We start from the raw sequence: 18,393 nt of genomic DNA, 5'->3' as shown, positions 1-18,393 counted from the left end.
CGTATGCAAGTTAAAACATTAATTGAGAATCATGGTTTTTCACATTTATCAGGAAATGATCTAGATAGAGAAATTTCCAATGTTTATTCATGCGATTTATTAAGCTGGGTCATGGCAAAAGGAAAGCACGATACCGCTTGGATTACGGTTCAAACACATAATAATATTTTGGCGGTTGCTTCCTTACTAGAATTTGCTTGTATTATTATTCCGGAAAATATATCAGTGGAACAAGAAATTATAGATAAAGCGAATGAACAAGGTGTAGTAATGCTTTCTACACAATTAGAAGTATTTGAAATTTTCAAGATTTTATATGAAGCTGGTATAAAGTAGTGAACCTATTCTATGATTTACACATACACACTTGTTTATCTCCTTGTGGTGATGATGAGATGACCCCAAATAATATTGTCAACATGGCTTTTATTAAAGGGTTAGATGTAATTGCTGTGACTGATCATAATTCAGCGGGCAATGTTGAGGTTGTAGATTTCTTAGCTAAAAAACTTGGGATACTCTTAATTCCAGGAATGGAAATTCAAACGAAAGAAGAAGTTCACGTTTTATGCTATTTTCCGAGTATTAAAAATATAAAATTATTTGAAGCTGAACTTGCTCGATACAAAACCAATATTAAAAATAATGCAAAAATATTTGGAAATCAATGGCTAATGGATGCTGAGGATCAAGTGATTGAAGAGGTTGATATTGCATTGATGATGTCGATAAACATATCGCTAGAAGATTTAAAGAAGATGGTAATTCAATTTGGAGGTACAATTGTACCTGCACATGTTAACAAGTCATCTAATAGTATCATAGTCAATTTGGGTTTTATTCCAAGTGAACTTAATGTTCACACCGTAGAAATCCACGAAAAAAGTCCTCTTAATGAAAACTTGTTGAGTGGATTTAAAAGCATTTTCAATTCTGATGCACATTATTTAAAAGATATACATGAACCTATACACAGCTTTGAATTAGAAACGAAAAGTTGTGAAGCAGTCATTGATTATTTAGCGGGGAAGGTTTAATTATGAGAGAGCTTTCATTACACATACTAGATATTGCTCAAAATTCTATAAAAGCTGAGGCAGAATGTTTGAGAATTGCAGTGATTGAAAATCTAGAGACAGATCGATTGACGATAAAGATTAAAGATGATGGCACAGGGATGGATTCTGAGACAGTACGTAGAGTTATTGATCCCTTTTATACGACAAGAACGACACGTAAGGTTGGACTTGGTATACCGTTATTTAAGCTTTCAGCTGAGCAATGCAGTGGTTACTTTGAAATTAAATCACAACTGGGTTCGGGAACTGAGATTACTGCAGTCTTTCAACATAGCCATATAGACAGAGTACCACTTGGGGATATGCCCGAAACGATTATCACCATTATTAATGCATGTGAACATATGGATTTGGTTTATACACATACGTATAATAATGAAACTTTTACGTTAAATACTAAAGAAATTAAGAAACTACTTGATGGTGTTCCTATCAATAATCTAGATGTAATCAAATGGTTAAGAGAATATATTTCAGAAGGATTAACAGAAATTATAGGCGTACATTAATGTATGCCTATTTACTTTATATTTGAGATTATGTTATGGTTATTTAATAAAGAGAACAATGAGGTGCGCTTTGAATTTAAAAAAAATGGGTATAAAAGTATTAATTGTTACCATAGTCCTGCTATTTGTGACGAATGGTATACAGATGGATCAATACGTGAGAATTGCTCTAGGCGTGTTTGGAATAGGTTCCGGCATAATGTTGATGTTTCTAGACAGTTATAGGCATTTTGGTGAATAATACAAAGTGAAAAGAGGAAAATATGACAAAGTGGAAGAAGTGGTTATCGACGTTATTAATCATTGCAGGGATTGGCATTATGGCTTTTCCTATTGGCAATAAGCTTTACATTAATTATTGGAATCAAAGGCTGTTAGCGGCATATGATAATGAATTGATGCTTAATGAAGAAGCACCTCCAATGGCGGAGTCTGATTTTTTAGCACTTCAAGCAATTTATGAAAATAATGATGCGTTAAATGAGACCTCAAATGAGGCTGAAACTACAGAAGTTGAGAATGTTGAAAACACTACGGAAAGTACGACAGTTGTTGAAACTACTGAAGCCGCAACAGAAAAGCCCAAAACGGTGGATAAAAGTGTCATTGGAAAAATTAAAATTTCTAAGATTGATCTAATTATGCCAGTTCTTATGGGTGCTACAGAAAAAAACTTAAATAGAGGTGCAGCAGTTATAAGTGGAACTTCTGATTTTGGAGTAATTGGCAATGTCGGTATTGCGGGGCATAGAGGTCGTTCCTACGGGATCTTTTTTAACCGTTTAGATGAAATTGAACAAGGCGATATCATAGAAGTTACGACAAACAATACTGTTTATAAATATACTGTCTATGAAACCTTAATCGTTGAACCTACAGAAGTTTCAGTACTTTATAGAAATGATAAAGACAAAATTTTAACACTTGTAACGTGTGATCCTGTAAAGAATCCTACACATCGATTAATCATACACGCTTTACAAAATCCATAAAATTTCGTAACAGTAACGTAATTTTACTTTTCCAAAAGTATGTTATACTATAAGAGAATCAGTAATTGTAACTGTGAAGAGATACTCTTTTCACGATAAAGGCAAACCACTGGAAACGGTGGGACGCAAAGCTATAGGGCCTTTTTTAAAAAATGGCAGCCTAGCCACCGAATGAGAAGATTTTCTATTTTTTGAAAAGCTTCAATAATTTCATATTGTGATGAGTAACTCTCACCGAAAATAGCAAACCATTGGAAACGATGGGACGCAAAGCCATAGGGCCTTTCGAAAGAATGGCAGCCGTGCTACCGAAGGGAGAGCTTTTATGAAAAAAATGATGAGTCTTGCAGTAGCTTTGTTATTGCTAATTGGCACTTCAACACAATCATTTGCTTCTTCTCAAGTCATCCAACCAGACATCGAAAACGGTGTAGTTAAAGTTCAACTTGAAGATACAAGCAGTGCAAAAATTCTATTGTTAGTTGAAAAAGATGGTGTGAGATATACTTACCCAATCGTTGATAACGATATTAATCAGTTTCCGCTTCAATTAGGAAATGGTGATTATACAGTTAGAGTGATGCAAAACACAACTGGCAATAGTTATAAAGAATTATCAAAAGCCAATGTAACTTTGGATTTAGTGAATAGCAATAGTGTCTTTTTAGAGTCAATACAAGATATTGAGTTTTCTGATTCATCTTTAGCTGTTATTAAAGCAAAAGCATTGACAAAAGGTTTAATAAAAGATGAAGATAAAGTTCAAGCAATTTATAATTATGTAACCAAAAATTACAAGTATGATTACGATAAAGCTAAAACAGTAACAAGTGGTTATTTTCCAAATGTGGATACAATTTATACTTCTAAAATCGGTATATGCTATGACTATTCTTCGTTAACAGCAGCGATGTTAAGAAGTGTTGGTGTTCCCACAAAACTTGTTAAAGGCTACTCAACACCTACAAAAGAGATTTATCATGCATGGAATGAAGTCTTTGTAAGTGGCGAATGGAAAGTGGTTGACACCACAGTTGATTCAGCTTACGTACAAGCAAAAAAAAGCGTTTCGATGTATAAATCATTTAATGATTATAAAGCATCTAAAATATACTAAACTAGCAGTTAATTAATCTCCTTCCCCTAACAATTTGTGCCATTGTCATATCTTGATATGACAATGGCTTTTTTTTAAAAAAGTTTTTTTTATTATTTATCAACTTTTCATATCTTTTACCTTGAAAATGGTATAAAATTAAAAGGTTGAAAATATCGTTTCTTTTTATGTAAACAGGAGAGTTTAAATGTCAAATATCAAAGGCATCATCAATATTGCAGTGATTGCGCATGTCGATGCAGGAAAGTCTACATTAGTAGATGCATTCCTTAATCAAAGCAATGTATTTAGAGCAAATGAAGTTGTACCAGATTGTGTTATGGACAGTAATGATTTAGAGCGTGAACGTGGCATTACTATATATTCTAAAAACTGCTCAATTATGTACAATGGATACAAAATAAATATAGTAGACACACCAGGCCATGCTGACTTCTCATCAGAAGTTGAGCGTATTATGAAAACTGTTGATACAGTGGTTTTATTAGTTGACTCTAGTGAAGGACCAATGCCTCAAACACGTTTTGTACTTAAAAAATCTTTGGAAAGAGGTTTAAAACCAATTCTTTTCATCAATAAAATCGATAAGAAAGATCAAAGAGCGGAAGAGGTAGTTGATCTGACTTTTGACCTATTTGTAGAACTTAATGCAGATGACCAACAACTTGACTTCCCAATTGTATATGGTATTGCCAAAGAAGGCATTGCAAAACGTACAATGGAAGAGGAAAGCACTGACTTATCACCATTGTTTGAAACTATCTTAAGCCATGTTGAACCATATGCTGTTTCAAAAGAAGAACCTTTGCAATTACAAGTATCGTCACTTGATTATGATGATTATGTGGGAAGACTTGGAATTGGTCGAGTAGTTAGAGGGACAATTAAACAAGGTGAACAGATCGCAGTAAGTAAACGTGGTGGCACAGTTGAAAAAGCTCGTGTTTCAAAATTATACGTCTACGAGGGGCTATCTAGAGCAGAAGTACAAGAAGCTTATGCTGGCGATATGGTTGTAATTGCAGGAATTGATGATATATCAATTGGTGAAACTATCTGTAATCCAAGTTTTATTGATCCGATGCCTATGATCGTAATTGAAGAACCAACTTTATCAATGAATTTTCTAATCAACGATTCACCTTTCTGTGGCAGAAGTGGTAAATTTGTTACGAATAGACATTTGAAAAATAGACTGGATAAAGAACTCGAAGTAAACGTAGGACTAAGAGTAGATGCACTTGATTCTGTTCAAGATGGATTTAGAGTTTCTGGAAGAGGAGAGTTACATCTTTCTATTTTACTAGAAAACATGAGACGTGAAGGATATGAAGTAGCTGTTTCAAAACCACAAGTGTTGATGAAAAATATTGACGGTGTTAGATGTGAACCTGTTGAGCGCGTTATAGCTATTGTACCTGATGAGTATTCAGGGTCTGTAATTTCTGAACTTAGTATCAGAAAAGGTTTAATGGAGACGATGCATGCTGAAGATGGTTATACAAGAGTTGAATTTGTTGTACCAACGAGAGGGCTTTTGGGTTACCGTAGTGAATTTGTAAACGTAACAAGAGGCGAAGGTGTATTGATTCGCTCATTCTATGAGTTCCAACCGTATAAAGGGGAAATTCCAAAACGTGCTAATGGCGTCTTAATTTCTCAACAAGGTGGCGTTGCAATGTCTTATTCACTCTTTAATTTATCTGATCGTGCTACGATGATGATCGATGCGGGTACAGAAGTTTATGAGGGGATGATTATCGGTATCAATTCTAGAAGAGATGATATGGTTGTTAATCCAACTAAGAATAAGAAATTAACAAATACGCGTGCTTCTGGATCTGATGATGCAATAAAACTTTTACCACCTAAAATCTTTAATATGGAAGAGGCTTTGACTTTCATTGAAGACGATGAGCTACTTGAAATCACGCCTGACTCATTAAGGATGAGAAAGAGACTTCTTAACGAAACGGATCGTTTAAGAAATAGAAATAAAGTTTTTAAAGAACAAGAAATTGTTGAAACTGTATAATTTATAGATAAATACTAGCATCCAAATAACAACTTGTTTTTGGATGCTTTTTTTTATGCAAAAAATGTTAAATATTGACATTATAAATAAAAAATGTTAATGTTGTATAAATCCCATATATTAGGAGGTATTCCTTTGAACGCTTTAGAGAGTGTTATTATAATACCGATAATCTTAGTGATTATATTATTTATTTTCTCTTTATTTTCATTTGCAACACAATTGAATTTAGATGAGATGAACTTTTCAAGATATTTTTTGATGAATACTTTAGAAGATGCATCAATAAATACACTGACGACTAAAAACGAATATCCAGTTATACATAGAGATTGGTTGTTTTATCAAATTAATATTTTAGAGAATACAAGTACCATTAATAATCAATTCACACTACCAAGTCGTGAAGATTATTTTAATAATAAAGGTGATTGGCATATTGTACGCTACAATAGGACGTTCTTAGCACTTGCTAACGAAGCGAGTCAAATATTTCTAAGAGAAGACTCAAAGGAGTAAAGAATGGATGATAAGGGCAGAAAGAGGGGCGCTTTTAGATATACATGTGATGATCAAAGAGGTGGTATTTCCATTTTACTCGTGATTATTTTACCTGTGATTATATTGGGGTGTGTGTTAACATATTCTTTACTACAATTGATAGAAAATGAAAATGAAATGCAAAAGTTAGCATATGCCTCAAGTGAATCATATTTATCTAGGTATAATGGATTCATTTTTAATGAGTTTGGAATTTTAGCAAATACAGAGGACTTGTCTTTTGAAAATTTAACAAAACAATATGCTATTAAGAACAAATTGATCACTAATCTTTCGGACATAACAATTGAAAGCCATAGAGATACTCTAACAGATCCAGAGGTATTTATAAACGCTTTAAACAATGCAGCGGTTGTTGTCGTTACACAGTCAGCTCTAGAAAAAGGTTTTGAGATATTTGAGCAAAATAAACAACTTGCGAAATTTAAAACTTTGATGGATCGTTTGAGTCATACCGAAAAAAAACTTGAAAAATACTTTGAGAAGAATGAAATCAATCTGTTGAAAATGTCTTTATTAGATGCAAAATCAGTAGATATGCTTGGAAATTATAAAAATTCAATAAAACAGTATCTAGAGAAACTAAGTAGAGAGTTTGAAGCTGATATGAGAATTCTAATGAATCAACTAAGTGAAGTAGTAGATATGGAAAAAAATGAAGCAATTAGCACAGTATTCTATAACCAAAAATATGAGGAGTTTATCAATATAGAAGATTCATTTTTAAAATGGTGTAAGGAAATTTCTGATGAACTGGAAGCTGTCGACAAAATAGAAGAAAAGATTAGAGTTATTGAGATGGATATTACTATTCTTGAGTTTGAATTGACTGAGATTCAAAGTGATATTGAAAAGTTAGCTTCCGAAGAAGACGTTGAAAATTTAAATGAGTTTGAAATTGACAATTTACATTTGATTAAGGAACAGCTAGTATCTTCAATTGATGCTTATAATGCAGACATTGAGAGGCTTTTAAATGAAGTAGACTCAGTAGTTAAAATGGAGATCAAAGAGACCGGTAAAAGTATCTATGAAAGCATTTTAGATGCACTTTACAAGCTTGAACAAAATTTTTCTGGAATAGAAATAGGAGATAAAAAATTAGAGATTCCAGACGCCTTAGATCATACAAAAGACACCTTTCATTTTGAAAGCGAATTATTTAGTCAAAAAGTATTGATTTCAGAATATCTATTAACCGTTTTTAAAAGTTACGATCGCAACTGTCCTAGAAAATTTGAATTTAATGATCGACTAACTACTGAAAGAACAATTAATGGTGAAATTGAATACATTATTACTGGTGAAAGTGAAGAGCAAAACAGTATGTCTAAAATTCGTTTATCAATTATTGCACTTAGAATCCCATCAAATTTACTAAGCTTAATGCAATCGTCAGATAAACTAAAACAATTGGGACAATTGACAGTCGCGTTACCTCAGCCATGGCGTGCAATCGCTTTTAGTAGTGGAATTCTACTTTGGTCTACTGCTGAAAGTTATACCGATGTTAATGCATTGTTAAAAGGTGAAGGTGTTGCAATGATAAAAAAATCAACCGATTGGCGAACGGATATAAAGGCATTACTTAAAGCTGACTCAAGTTCACAAAAGTACTCGTCAATAAAAGCAGATGATAAGGTGAAAAATAATATGAATTCAAATTTATATTACCAAGATTATCTAAGGGTATTGTTATACGTTCAATCATTTGAAAAGACAATTAAAAGGACAATGACTCTTTTTGAATTAGAGATAAACCAAAGTAGTGAGGCGCGTTATACTTTATCAAACTTTTCAAGAGGTCATATCGTTACAATAAAGTGGAAAGATTCAGGACGATTATTATCAAGGATGCATCAATTAGGTTTTTTCAATTCAATTGACCCATAAGAGAAATCATTGAAACTACATTTTGATAACACACCATGCGTGTAATCTAAGTGACAATAAGTGTGACTATTTTATGAGAGGTGAGTTATGAGGAGTGAGTCATGTGTATTCTCAACAGAAAATCAAAAATGATGAAAAAGGATGAAGGTGGATCAATCGCACTTGAGGCTATCGTAACATTTCCGATAATGATGATTATAATGATCACTCTATTTGGAACGTTAATATCTTATTATGTTGATGAGAGAGTTACTTGGAGTGCATTAAATACTAGAGATGAAATGAGCCTTTATAGTATGCCCTTCATGGGGCATGAAAAAATAATTCAAGAAAAGATTAATACAAACGTTCTTAATGAGTTGTCAAAAACAATTTTTAAAAAGGAAATTCATAATAAAGGTATTGAAAATCTTGTTAAAATTATAAGTACTAAAATTGAGTTTGATGGATTTGGGTTTGCACAATTTGAAATTAAGTATCAGTATAAATTGTTATCACTTAATAGAGTGAAGCAGATTTATATACCATTAAGTGCTGCTGCAGTTTCTGATGGTGAGCAATTTAAAGAGGCAACTGTTTATATAACCACTTATGGCGAAAAATACCATAAAGCAGATTGTTTTCATCTTAGAAAAAGTAAATTTGGTATCGTCATCAATCTTGCTAAGGAAAAAGGATATACAGCTTGTAAAAATTGTTATGATTTTGTTGCTGAAGAACGGTAGGAGTCAAATGTGAGCTTTGTGAAAATCGTTTTTCATATTGTTGTTTCATAAATTTGATATTAAACGGAGGCGAATATTGATCACTGAAAGTAAGGTTTTAGATATTTCACTTGGCGAGTACAAACGCTCGAAAATAACACCTCAAGTTGAGCTAGTGGAATTTATAAAAACAGGATTTAAATTTATATGCAAGACGACAAATGTAAAAGAGGGATTAGATGAACTTACTATACTAAAAAAACTTAACCAATCGAATTGCAATTGTATTCCAAAGTTAATTGATTATAAAATGACGCATCAGTCACTGAAAATTTACACGAATAATATTGATGGTATTACATTTTCTCAATTAATTAAGAGTAAAATGAAAAAAAACGCTTCATTGCAAAATTTAGAGCTTATTTTGTATAATGCAATTAAAGCGTTAAATGCAATTCATACTGAAGGTGTATTGCATCTTGACTTGAAACCAGAGAATTTGATTATTGATAGGCACTACAATGTGTTTATAATTGATTTTAGTACATCTATCTTTACTGAAAACAGGCAACAGCTAAATCATTTTGTAGGCAGTTGGGGGTACATCTCACCTGAGATGATGTTTTTAACTGATAAAGTTGATGAATCGAGTGACTATTTTAGTTTAGGAAAAATTTTATTAGAGTTAATAGGTAAACAATATAATCTTGTTTCCTATGAAGTTTTCGAGAAAATATTAGCAATGACCCATATTCAGCAAGAAAAAAGAAAAGAAATTATGAAAGATTTTATAAAAACACTTGCATAATTACCAGCCATACAGTAAAATTACATTATAGGATAATTGTATACAATAATGCTATTGATGGAGGCTGAGTATGAAGGATATCGTTAAGGGTAATCAATTTGAAGTGAAATTTTGTAAACGTTGTGGCGATGAAAAAAAGGTGAACAAGTATAATTTGTGTAAATCATGTGAATCAGAAGTTGATCATGAGTATGCTATGATGTATGAAACAAAAACAAAAGAATAATTATTAAATGCTATTGTGAAAACTTTTGTATTCATAGTAGCATTTTTTCGTTTACAGAAATGACACAATTTTTTCTTAATTTATAATATGCTTTGTGCTATAATGTTTTTGATAGTACCCGTAGGGACTATACATGATGATTCAAGAGTATATTACAACTAAAGTTGTTCAATAATTTATTACAGCTCAAAGCATTTGCATGAGACTGAAAGATTAGATTACAGAATTTGTAGCTCTTTTTGTCTTGTGCAAAAAGGGTTTTTTATTTTTTTGACCAATGGGAAATGGAGCTTGATATGACTATAGGATTTATAGGTGCTGGCAAAGTAGGTCAATCGCTAGGCTTGTTATTTAAAGAGCAAGGGTATAGTATATCTGGATATTATTCTAGACATGGTAAAGCACTTGTGCTTGATCAACGGCTATCACAAGTTGATATATATACCGAGCTAGACAAACTTGTAGGAATTTCAGATGTGATTGGAATTACAGTTCCAGACGACCAAATAGATAGGGTTGTATCTGAACTTGAAACCCAAGGCATTGATTTTTCTGAAAAGTTTTTTTTCCACTCTAGTGGTGCGCATACGGTAGAGTCTTTAAAGAAGTTGAGTAACCGTGTGTTTTCTATTCATCCACTAATGGCTTTTCCTAATGTGGTATCAGATCTGCGAAGTTTTGATAATATCTATTTTGGTATTGAAAATTTAGATGTTTTTATTGAATCGGGACTCAACCTAAAAATAACTAATTATTTTGGCATTCAATCTGAACTAAAATCAAAATATCACGCTGGAGCTGCAATCATTTCAAATTACCTAGTCGCTGTAATTGATTTTGGATTAAGCCAGTTTATGGAACTTGGACTTGATGCTGATGAAGCACAGAAGGCCATATGGCCGCTCGTTTCAAACACTCTGGATAACATCAATATACTAGGGACAAAAAAAGCACTCACTGGTCCCATTGTTCGAGGCGATGTCGGTACTATAGAGGCACATTTGAATGCGCTAAGTAAAGATTTAGTGCCACTATATAGAGCACTTGGGCAATATACCTTGCAAATGACAAATCATCAAAAGTTAGTTCATAAGAAGCTAGAAAAATTACTCGAGGAGGATGATTATGACAAAGATCACAACATCAACTTTTAAGGCTCACAAAATGAACAATGAAAAAATAACAGTATTAACAGCATATGACTATTCAATGGCATCTTTACTAGATCAAGCTGGAATAGAGTGCTTATTAGTGGGTGATTCTCTAGGTATGACCATGCTCGGCTATGAAGATACCCTTTCTGTTACTATGGAAGATATGCTTCATCATACTAAGGCTGTAAAAAGAGGAGCAAAATCTGCGATGGTTGTTGCAGATATGCCTTTTCTTAGTTATCACATCAATGATGAAGAAGCCGTGCGAAACGCAGGGCGATTTTTGAAAGAAGCAGGCGCACATGCTATAAAACTTGAAGGTGGCATTAATATTAAATCACGTATACAAGCAATAGTTGCAGCGCAAATCCCTGTTATGGGACATTTAGGACTAACGCCGCAATCTGTCAATATGTTTGGTGGTTTTAAAGTACAAGGTAAGTCAGAAAAACAAGCACGACAATTAATCGAAGAAGCAAAGATGCTAGAAGAACTTGGTTGTTTTGCAGTTGTTCTCGAATGTGTCCCTGCTAAATTAGCTAAATTAATTTCAGAACAATTGACAATACCGACCATTGGTATTGGTGCTGGAAATGGTTGCGATGGTCAAGTTTTAGTGATTCAAGATATGCTCGGAATGTTTACCGATTTGACACCGAAATTTGTGAAACAATATGCTAATTTAAAAGCAAGTATAATAGAAGCAGCAACTCTATATGCTAAAGAAGTAAAAGAGGGTAGTTTTCCAGAAGAAAAGCACACTTTTAAAATAGATGATGACGTTATAAATAAGCTTTATTGAGGTGATAAATGATAACAGTAAAAACCATTAAGGAATTAAGAAGTATTATAGATTTACAAAAATCAAATGGAAAAACAATTGGTTTTGTACCAACGATGGGCTTTTTACATCAAGGGCATCTATCGCTGATGCAAACATCAAAAGAAAAGTCGGATTTCACAGTAGTAAGCATCTTTGTCAATCCAACTCAATTTGGTCCTAAAGAAGATTTAGCAACCTACCCTAGGGATTTGGAAAGAGATCAAGCGTTATGTGATTCAGTTGGCGTTGATTTAATCTTTGCACCTGAAGTTTCTGAAATGTACCCTGAAGGATATTCAACGTATGTTGACTGTGAAGGTAATATAACCAAGCAACTTTGTGGTGCGTCAAGACCATCACATTTTAAAGGTGTTACGTCAGTTGTTGCAAAACTATTTAATATTGTGCAGCCTGATTTTGCTTTTTTTGGGCAGAAAGATGCACAACAAGTAGCCGTAATTGAAAAAATGGTGAGAGAACTCAACTTTTCAGTAAAGATTATTCCTTGTCCAATTGTTAGGGAAGAAGATGGCCTTGCGATGAGCTCTAGAAACACTTATCTTGACACTGAACAACGAAAAGAAGCTTTAGTTTTAAATAGAGCATTAAAAGAAGCTAAAAAACTAATTGAAAATGGAGAGAGAGAAGCCGAAATTCTTATTCAAAGATTGACTCAAGTTATTGAAACGAGTAAATCTGCTATAATAGATTATATTCAAATAGTGGATGTTCGTTCTTTAGAAAGCATTTCTAAAATAGAGGGTGAATTTTTAATAGCGCTTGCCGTAAAGTTTGGTAGCACAAGGCTAATTGATAATTATAGAGGTCGAGTAGGAGGACAATAATTAATGTTATTAACGATGTTTAAAGGTAAAATTCATAGAGCAACAGTAACAGAAGCAAATCTTAACTATGTAGGAAGTATCACAATTGATGAAGATTTACTTGATGCGGCTGGAATCTTACCAGGAGAAAAAGTTCAAATTGTGAACAATAACAATGGTGAAAGATTGGAAACTTACACAATCGCTGGTAAACGAGGTAGTGGTGTAATTTGTTTAAATGGAGCAGCAGCAAGAAGAGTACAACCTGGTGATGTAGTTATAATCATTGCATATTGTTTGATTGATGCCAATGAAGCAAAAACATTTAAGCCAAATGTAGTGGTATTAGATCAATCAAATAAAATTGTTGAAATAGACCATGTGGAAAAGCATGGTGATATTAAATAGTTTGTTTGTAAGCTTATATGTTTTATGTTAAAATGTTAAAGGTTAAATACAATGTAATTTTGGAGATATAAAATGCTATTTAAAGCACTTAATGAGATTTATGCGAATCATGAAATTCTGATAGATGAGCCAATGTCCAACCATACTTCATTTAAAATTGGCGGAAAAGTTAAAGCGTTAGTGATACCTAGTGATTTTAAGCAAATTGAAAAAACAATTGATTTATGTCATAGACTAGAACAGCCTTTTTTTATAATGGGTAATGGTTCTAACATATTAGTTGAGGATTCAGGTATTGATGCTTTAATCATTAAAATTTCTGATGCACTTAGTAAAGTGTCAATTGAAGATGATTTAGTTATTGCTGAAGCCGGCGTACTTTTATCAAAACTTTCTAAGGTCGTTTTGAGAGAATCATTACAAGGTTTTGAATTCGCATCTGGTATTCCAGGTACTTTAGGTGGCGCAATTTTCATGAATGCTGGTGCATACGGCGGTGAGATGAAAGATGTAATTGAATGGGTAGATGTTATGACGATGTGTGGTGAGGTATTACGTGTTGATCGAGACCATCTGCAGTTTGGTTATAGAACAAGCATCGTTAAAGATCGAAATTATATTGTGTTGCGAGTGGGAATTCGTTTGAAAAAGGGCGATCTTCAAATGATCAAAGAAATTACTAATGAACTCACTAAGAAAAGAGTGAGCAAGCAACCACTGGAACTACCTAGTGCTGGTAGCACATTTAAAAGACCATCTGGTTACTTTGCCGGACAACTTATTGAAGAAGCGGGTTTAAGGGGCTTAAGGCATGGAGATGCTCAAGTTTCTGAAAAACATTGTGGTTTTATCGTTAATTTAGGAAATGCAACGTGTAAAGAAGTTATGGAACTGATTTCGGTAGTTCAAAAAGTTGTATTTGATACTTTTGATGTTGAACTTGAACGTGAAGTAAGAATCTTCGGAAAAGAATAATGGACCTATATATATAAAGCACTGACTCAATTATGTTTAATTTAAATTAAGATATTGGGGCTAGTGCTTTTAATTATTATGTTATAAACTTCATTGATAGAAGTATCAATTTAAAAAAATGATCTCATAAGGATAAAAAAAATTAAAATTAAAAAAGAGTGGTATAATTATCATGAAGAGCATCTAGGAGGTGGATTGATGATTGTAAGAGCTGATTATCACATGCATACAAAATTTAGTGGCGACAGTAAAAATGAATTAGAGTCTATCGTTAAGAAAGCGATAGAAATTGGACTTGAAGAGATTGCTATCACAGATCATGGTCCTGCTCACAATGGATATGGGATCAAGAAAGAGAACTATCCGATATTAAGAGCAGATATTGATAAATTGAATTTGAAATACCCTCAGATTAATATTTTACTCGGGCTAGAAGCCAATATACTTGGCATAAATGGTGAAATTGATATCGATGAAGAGATGTGGCAAATGATCGATTGGGTTAATGCTGGCTACCATTTTGGGAGCAATTTAAAAAAAGATTATAAAATCCATATCTATAATATTTTGAGTAAATTTTCGAAACATTTCTATGAAAAAGCGAAAAAAATCAATACAATCGCCATGGTTACGGCAATAGAAAAAAACAAAATAAATATGGTTACACATCCAGGAGCTAAAGGACCAATCGACATTGATGCAGTTGCAGAGGCAGCGGCAAATAAGGGTACGCTTCTGGAAATCAATAATTCGCATGGACATTTGACAATAGAAGAAATAAAAGCAGCAATGAAATATCCTGTAAACTTTGCGGTGTGTAGCGATGCGCATGAAGTTAAGAATGTAGGTTCTGTAAGCAATGCCTTAGATCGTGCTTATATCGCTGGCGTAGATAAAACTAAAATATACAATGTAAAATAAGGGAGATTTAAGTGAATTTCATTATTATTTCAGGCCAATCGGGAGCAGGTAAAAGTCAAGCAAAAAAAGTTTTTGAAGACATAGGGTTTTATTGCATAGATAATTTACCGCCTTCTTTGATTCCAAATTTTATAGCGTTGCTTGAACAAAACTCCGAAAACATTAATAACGTTGCACTGGTTATCGACATAAGAGGTGGTAAGTTTTTTAAAGATTTAGAGGATAACTTGACCTTGTTGAAACAAAAAGGTTATCCATATCAGGTCTTTTATTTTGAAGCAGATGATCAAGTCATTCTAAAACGGTTTAAAGAGACGAGAAGAACACATCCACTGGATCCCAATGGAAGAATCGAAGATTCAATCCAATCAGAGAAAAAGCTTCTTGCTGCTTTAAGGGCAAAAGCTGATTTTGTAATCAATACCAATACGACAACACAGTCACAGTTAAAAAATACTATATCAAAAGCACTTGAGTTATCTGAGCATCATTTACCGCTTCATTTGACTTTTGTATCATTTGGATTTAAAAAGGGATTGCCTCAAGATGCAGATTTTTTATTTGACGTAAGGTTTCTACCGAATCCTTATTATATTGAAGAGTTAAGGGCATTAACGGGTAACGAGATTGAAGTAAGTAGCTATGTTATGGGCTTTGATGAAAGCAAGGAGTTATTGTTGAAATTGACAAATTTACTTGACTTTATAATTCCCAATATGATAAAAGATGGACGCTCACAACTTGTAATAGCCATAGGTTGTACTGGTGGTCAACATAGATCGGTTACGTTTGCCAATGCACTAACTGAGCAATATCAAAAAAATGGCTATTCTTCAAATGCAATACACAGAGATGCTAGGAAGGAAGGATAAACCATGGTCAAAATAGTTGCACTTGGCGGTGGTACGGGCTTATCAATACTCCTTAGAGGTTTAAAAGAAGTTTCTACCAATATAACGGCAGTTGTTACTGTTGCTGATGATGGTGGAGGTTCTGGTGTATTAAGAGAAGATTTGGGTATGTTGCCCCCGGGTGATGTAAGAAACTGTATACTTGCCCTTGCTAATAAAGAACCTATTTTACAGGATTTATTTCATTATCGCTTTCAAGATGGTAGGCTAAAAGGCCAAAATTTTGGAAATCTAATGATCGCTGCAATGGTAGGCATATCAGATAGTTTTGAAGAAGCGATAAAAAAAATATCTGATATTTTTGCAATTACAGGTGAGGTTTTTCCTGTTTCAGAGGAAGATATTGTACTTTATGCTAAGCTAGAAGATGGAACGACAGTTGTAGGAGAGTCCAACATACCTCATGAAGCCGTAAAAAGAGACATAGGAATAGAACAAATATGGATTGAACCCAAAGATGCTAAGACTTATGATATGGTCGTAAAACGCATTTTAGAAGCTGACATCATCATATTAGGACCTGGGAGTTTATTTACTAGCATTATACCAAATCTTTTGGTTGAAGAAGTTGTAAAAGCAATTAACCAATCTTCTGCACCAGTTTTTTATATCGTCAACATCATGACACAACCTGGCGAAACAGATGGATTTTCCGCAGCTCAGCATGTATTAGCACTCAAACAACACACGAAAATTGAAAAACTTGATTTTGTTGTCGTGAATACTGGGGAGATATTAGGTGATGTGCTCGAAAGATATGAAAGAGAATCAGCTTATCCAGTAGCGCTTCAAAAAGAGGATTTTGATATCCTAGAAAATATGGGGATCAAAGTAATCAATGATGATTTTGTAGAAGAAAAAAAAGGTTATGTAAGACATGATGCCTCTAAAATAAGCAAAAAATTATTAAGACATATTGAGAGGGTATACAGATAGTAGAGGGCGATTTTAGAAGGGGTCTAAAGCCCTTCTTTTTTTAATTTTGAGTGCGATTAATAGCTCATTTTTGAGCTTTTTAAGCTTAAAACCATATGTTTTATGGTATACTATAATATGCGCATAAAAGTTAAAAAGGTGATTTTATGAAAAGAGTATATAGTTCAGGTGGCGTGGTTTACATCGGCAACAGTATTCTTATGCTACAAAAAATAAATGGTGATTGGGTATTGCCAAAAGGAAAAATTGAACAAGGTGAGACGAGTGAAGAGACTGCGGTTAGAGAAGTTAAAGAAGAGGCGGGGATTAAGGCTAAAGTCTTAACGCCAATTGGTGAAACTTCTTATCGTTTTAAGAATTACTGGTCTAATAATCATATTATTGAAAAAAAAGTATACTGGTACCTTATGAAAGCAATTCATACGAATGCTCATCCGCAACGTGAGGAAGGCTTTATAAGTGCAAAGTTTATACATCAAGACAATGTGGTTGAATTGGCCAAATACGATGATGAACGAGATATTCTCGTTAAAGCTTTAGAAATAATAAGAACTTTCGAGGAAAATTAAATGTCATTTTCATCTAAATCAAAAAATGAACTCACAAGAATAAGAACTGAAGGTAGGTGCTGTAATCGTGCTGTCCTATCAGGCATTATAAGAGTAAGTGGTGCGCTTGAATTCGGTGGTTATAATGCTATGAATTTAAGAATTGTAACTGAAAACCCAGCTGTGGCACGTTTGGTTTTTATTTTGCTTAAAAAGACATATAAGCTACATACTGAGTTGATCATGAAAGAAAATAAGGTACTTAACAAACACCATTCTTATGAGATGTTTATCGAAAAAGCAAATGACATCCTGACAGATTTAGGGATACTTAAATTTGATGGAGAAAGTTATACATTAAATGATCGAATGCCCAAAGAAATCATCAAAAAAAATTGTTGTAAAAAAGCATACCTGAGAGGTATCTATTTGGGAGGTGGCTCACTTAGTGCTCCTGAAAGAAGTTATCATTTAGAGTTGATTACTCATAATGAAGTATTTGCAAATGACCTTATTAATTTTATAAATGATAATTACGATCTGGGAACCAAAGTCACTACACGGAAAAAAAATTATATTGTTTACTTAAAGGAAAGTGAAAAGATTGTTGATTTTCTGAACATAATAGGGGCTCATCAAACTTTATTAGAATATGAAAATATACGTATCGTAAAGCAGATGAGAAACAATGTTAATCGAGTGGTTAACTGTGAAACAGCTAATCTCACTAAGACTGCAGATGCTGCATATGAACATATTCAAGCGATTAATTCTATCGAAATGAGTGTCGGTCTTGATTATCTGGATGATAAGTTAAGAGAAATTGCAGAAGTTAGAGTTGAGAACCCAGAAGCAACTTTGAAAGAACTTGGAGAAATGATTGTACCACCAATAGGAAAATCAGGTGTTAATCATAGACTCAAAAAAATCATGGAACTAGCGGATCAAATAAGTAAGAGGAAGGGTTAA

22 protein-coding genes and 2 riboswitches are annotated in these 18,393 nt (G+C 33.3%); all 22 genes read left to right on the top strand.

Going from position 1 to position 18,393, the window contains the following annotated elements:
- Positions 1 to 3 precede the first annotated feature (3 nt).
- The 22 genes from QE109_RS05915 (at position 4) to whiA (ending at position 18,393) form a co-directional block, all read left to right on the top strand.
- Positions 4 to 336, top strand: a complete 333-nt coding sequence (locus QE109_RS05915) for a DRTGG domain-containing protein (protein ID WP_281093493.1) — start codon at positions 4 to 6, stop codon at positions 334 to 336.
- On the top strand, positions 336 to 1,037 hold the full coding sequence (locus QE109_RS05910; protein WP_281093492.1) for a PHP domain-containing protein: 702 nt from the start codon (positions 336 to 338) through the stop codon (positions 1,035 to 1,037). The genes QE109_RS05915 and QE109_RS05910 overlap by 1 nt, the downstream gene beginning before the upstream one ends.
- Positions 1,038 to 1,039: 2 nt before the next feature.
- A complete protein-coding gene (locus tag QE109_RS05905; protein ID WP_342637114.1) occupies positions 1,040 to 1,588 on the top strand; it encodes an ATP-binding protein in 549 nt (182 codons plus the stop codon).
- 70 nt (positions 1,589 to 1,658) lie between these two features.
- Positions 1,659 to 1,829: a hypothetical protein gene (locus QE109_RS05900; protein ID WP_281093491.1), complete on the top strand. Its 171-nt coding sequence runs from the start codon at positions 1,659 to 1,661 to the stop codon at positions 1,827 to 1,829.
- Positions 1,830 to 1,851: 22 nt separating this feature from the next.
- Positions 1,852 to 2,580: a class D sortase gene (locus QE109_RS05895; RefSeq protein WP_281093490.1), complete on the top strand. Its 729-nt coding sequence runs from the start codon at positions 1,852 to 1,854 to the stop codon at positions 2,578 to 2,580.
- 90 nt (positions 2,581 to 2,670) lie between these two features.
- Positions 2,671 to 2,752: riboswitch (cyclic di-GMP riboswitch) on the top strand.
- A 60-nt stretch (positions 2,753 to 2,812) separates the two neighbouring features.
- Positions 2,813 to 2,893, top strand: a riboswitch (cyclic di-GMP riboswitch).
- A 12-nt stretch (positions 2,894 to 2,905) separates the two neighbouring features.
- A complete protein-coding gene (locus QE109_RS05890) occupies positions 2,906 to 3,697 on the top strand; it encodes a transglutaminase-like domain-containing protein (RefSeq protein ID WP_281093489.1) in 792 nt (263 codons plus the stop codon).
- A 187-nt stretch (positions 3,698 to 3,884) separates the two neighbouring features.
- Positions 3,885 to 5,732, top strand: coding sequence for a translational GTPase TypA (gene typA / locus QE109_RS05885; RefSeq protein ID WP_281093488.1), 1,848 nt, complete (start codon positions 3,885 to 3,887; stop codon positions 5,730 to 5,732).
- A 135-nt stretch (positions 5,733 to 5,867) separates the two neighbouring features.
- Positions 5,868 to 6,251, top strand: a complete 384-nt coding sequence (locus QE109_RS05880; protein WP_281093487.1) for a hypothetical protein — start codon at positions 5,868 to 5,870, stop codon at positions 6,249 to 6,251.
- Between the two features lie 3 nt (positions 6,252 to 6,254).
- Complete coding sequence (locus QE109_RS05875) at positions 6,255 to 8,186, top strand: DUF5702 domain-containing protein (protein ID WP_281093486.1); 1,932 nt, start codon at positions 6,255 to 6,257, stop codon at positions 8,184 to 8,186.
- 131 nt (positions 8,187 to 8,317) lie between these two features.
- Complete coding sequence (locus tag QE109_RS05870) at positions 8,318 to 8,911, top strand: hypothetical protein (protein WP_281093485.1); 594 nt, start codon at positions 8,318 to 8,320, stop codon at positions 8,909 to 8,911.
- A gap of 76 nt (positions 8,912 to 8,987) precedes the next feature.
- On the top strand, positions 8,988 to 9,698 hold the full coding sequence (locus QE109_RS05865; RefSeq protein ID WP_281093484.1) for a protein kinase domain-containing protein: 711 nt from the start codon (positions 8,988 to 8,990) through the stop codon (positions 9,696 to 9,698).
- 70 nt (positions 9,699 to 9,768) lie between these two features.
- Positions 9,769 to 9,924: a hypothetical protein gene (locus tag QE109_RS05860; protein ID WP_281093483.1), complete on the top strand. Its 156-nt coding sequence runs from the start codon at positions 9,769 to 9,771 to the stop codon at positions 9,922 to 9,924.
- 296 nt (positions 9,925 to 10,220) lie between these two features.
- The gene (locus QE109_RS05855) at positions 10,221 to 11,078 is read left to right on the top strand and encodes a Rossmann-like and DUF2520 domain-containing protein (RefSeq protein WP_281093482.1); all 858 of its coding nucleotides are present in this window, start codon (positions 10,221 to 10,223) and stop codon (positions 11,076 to 11,078) included.
- Positions 11,050 to 11,880 (top strand): 3-methyl-2-oxobutanoate hydroxymethyltransferase, encoded by an 831-nt coding sequence (gene panB / locus QE109_RS05850; RefSeq protein ID WP_281093481.1) that lies wholly within the window; start codon positions 11,050 to 11,052, stop codon positions 11,878 to 11,880. The genes QE109_RS05855 and panB overlap by 29 nt, the downstream gene beginning before the upstream one ends.
- 8 nt (positions 11,881 to 11,888) lie before the next feature.
- Positions 11,889 to 12,746, top strand: a complete 858-nt coding sequence (panC, locus tag QE109_RS05845; protein WP_281093480.1) for a pantoate--beta-alanine ligase — start codon at positions 11,889 to 11,891, stop codon at positions 12,744 to 12,746.
- Positions 12,747 to 12,749: 3 nt separating this feature from the next.
- Positions 12,750 to 13,133, top strand: coding sequence for an aspartate 1-decarboxylase (gene panD / locus QE109_RS05840; RefSeq protein WP_281093479.1), 384 nt, complete (start codon positions 12,750 to 12,752; stop codon positions 13,131 to 13,133).
- 72 nt (positions 13,134 to 13,205) lie between these two features.
- Complete coding sequence (gene murB / locus QE109_RS05835; RefSeq protein WP_281093478.1) at positions 13,206 to 14,108, top strand: UDP-N-acetylmuramate dehydrogenase; 903 nt, start codon at positions 13,206 to 13,208, stop codon at positions 14,106 to 14,108.
- A 198-nt stretch (positions 14,109 to 14,306) separates the two neighbouring features.
- The gene (locus QE109_RS05830; RefSeq protein WP_281093477.1) at positions 14,307 to 15,029 is read left to right on the top strand and encodes a PHP domain-containing protein; all 723 of its coding nucleotides are present in this window, start codon (positions 14,307 to 14,309) and stop codon (positions 15,027 to 15,029) included.
- A gap of 11 nt (positions 15,030 to 15,040) precedes the next feature.
- Positions 15,041 to 15,901: an RNase adapter RapZ gene (gene rapZ / locus QE109_RS05825; protein ID WP_281093476.1), complete on the top strand. Its 861-nt coding sequence runs from the start codon at positions 15,041 to 15,043 to the stop codon at positions 15,899 to 15,901.
- Between the two features lie 3 nt (positions 15,902 to 15,904).
- Entirely contained in the window at positions 15,905 to 16,876 is a 972-nt protein-coding gene (locus tag QE109_RS05820) for a gluconeogenesis factor YvcK family protein (RefSeq protein ID WP_281093475.1), read from the top strand.
- A 146-nt stretch (positions 16,877 to 17,022) separates the two neighbouring features.
- On the top strand, positions 17,023 to 17,445 hold the full coding sequence (locus QE109_RS05815) for an NUDIX hydrolase (protein WP_281093474.1): 423 nt from the start codon (positions 17,023 to 17,025) through the stop codon (positions 17,443 to 17,445).
- On the top strand, positions 17,446 to 18,393 hold the full coding sequence (gene whiA, locus QE109_RS05810) for a DNA-binding protein WhiA (RefSeq protein ID WP_281093473.1): 948 nt from the start codon (positions 17,446 to 17,448) through the stop codon (positions 18,391 to 18,393). It abuts the gene before it with no gap.

Origin of the sequence: Fusibacter bizertensis (assembly GCF_029914245.1) — a bacterium.
Taxonomy (GTDB): domain Bacteria; phylum Bacillota; class Clostridia; order Peptostreptococcales; family Acidaminobacteraceae; genus Fusibacter_C; species Fusibacter_C bizertensis.
Note: the sequence above shows the minus strand (reverse complement) of the source record. Positions and strands in the feature narration are given on the sequence as shown.

Coding starts and splice junctions, on each gene's coding strand:
- QE109_RS05860 (WP_281093483.1), top strand. CDS start 9,769: ATGAAGGATATCGTTAAGGGTAATCAATTTGAAGTGAAATTTTGTAAA.
- QE109_RS05890 (WP_281093489.1), top strand. CDS start 2,906: ATGAAAAAAATGATGAGTCTTGCAGTAGCTTTGTTATTGCTAATTGGC.
- murB (WP_281093478.1), top strand. CDS start 13,206: ATGCTATTTAAAGCACTTAATGAGATTTATGCGAATCATGAAATTCTG.
- typA (WP_281093488.1), top strand. CDS start 3,885: ATGTCAAATATCAAAGGCATCATCAATATTGCAGTGATTGCGCATGTC.
- panC (WP_281093480.1), top strand. CDS start 11,889: ATGATAACAGTAAAAACCATTAAGGAATTAAGAAGTATTATAGATTTA.
- whiA (WP_281093473.1), top strand. CDS start 17,446: ATGTCATTTTCATCTAAATCAAAAAATGAACTCACAAGAATAAGAACT.
- QE109_RS05870 (WP_281093485.1), top strand. CDS start 8,318: ATGAAAAAGGATGAAGGTGGATCAATCGCACTTGAGGCTATCGTAACA.
- QE109_RS05830 (WP_281093477.1), top strand. CDS start 14,307: ATGATTGTAAGAGCTGATTATCACATGCATACAAAATTTAGTGGCGAC.
- QE109_RS05815 (WP_281093474.1), top strand. CDS start 17,023: ATGAAAAGAGTATATAGTTCAGGTGGCGTGGTTTACATCGGCAACAGT.
- panD (WP_281093479.1), top strand. CDS start 12,750: ATGTTATTAACGATGTTTAAAGGTAAAATTCATAGAGCAACAGTAACA.
- QE109_RS05855 (WP_281093482.1), top strand. CDS start 10,221: ATGACTATAGGATTTATAGGTGCTGGCAAAGTAGGTCAATCGCTAGGC.
- QE109_RS05820 (WP_281093475.1), top strand. CDS start 15,905: ATGGTCAAAATAGTTGCACTTGGCGGTGGTACGGGCTTATCAATACTC.
- panB (WP_281093481.1), top strand. CDS start 11,050: ATGACAAAGATCACAACATCAACTTTTAAGGCTCACAAAATGAACAAT.
- QE109_RS05895 (WP_281093490.1), top strand. CDS start 1,852: ATGACAAAGTGGAAGAAGTGGTTATCGACGTTATTAATCATTGCAGGG.
- QE109_RS05905 (WP_342637114.1), top strand. CDS start 1,040: ATGAGAGAGCTTTCATTACACATACTAGATATTGCTCAAAATTCTATA.
- QE109_RS05875 (WP_281093486.1), top strand. CDS start 6,255: ATGGATGATAAGGGCAGAAAGAGGGGCGCTTTTAGATATACATGTGAT.
- QE109_RS05915 (WP_281093493.1), top strand. CDS start 4: ATGCAAGTTAAAACATTAATTGAGAATCATGGTTTTTCACATTTATCA.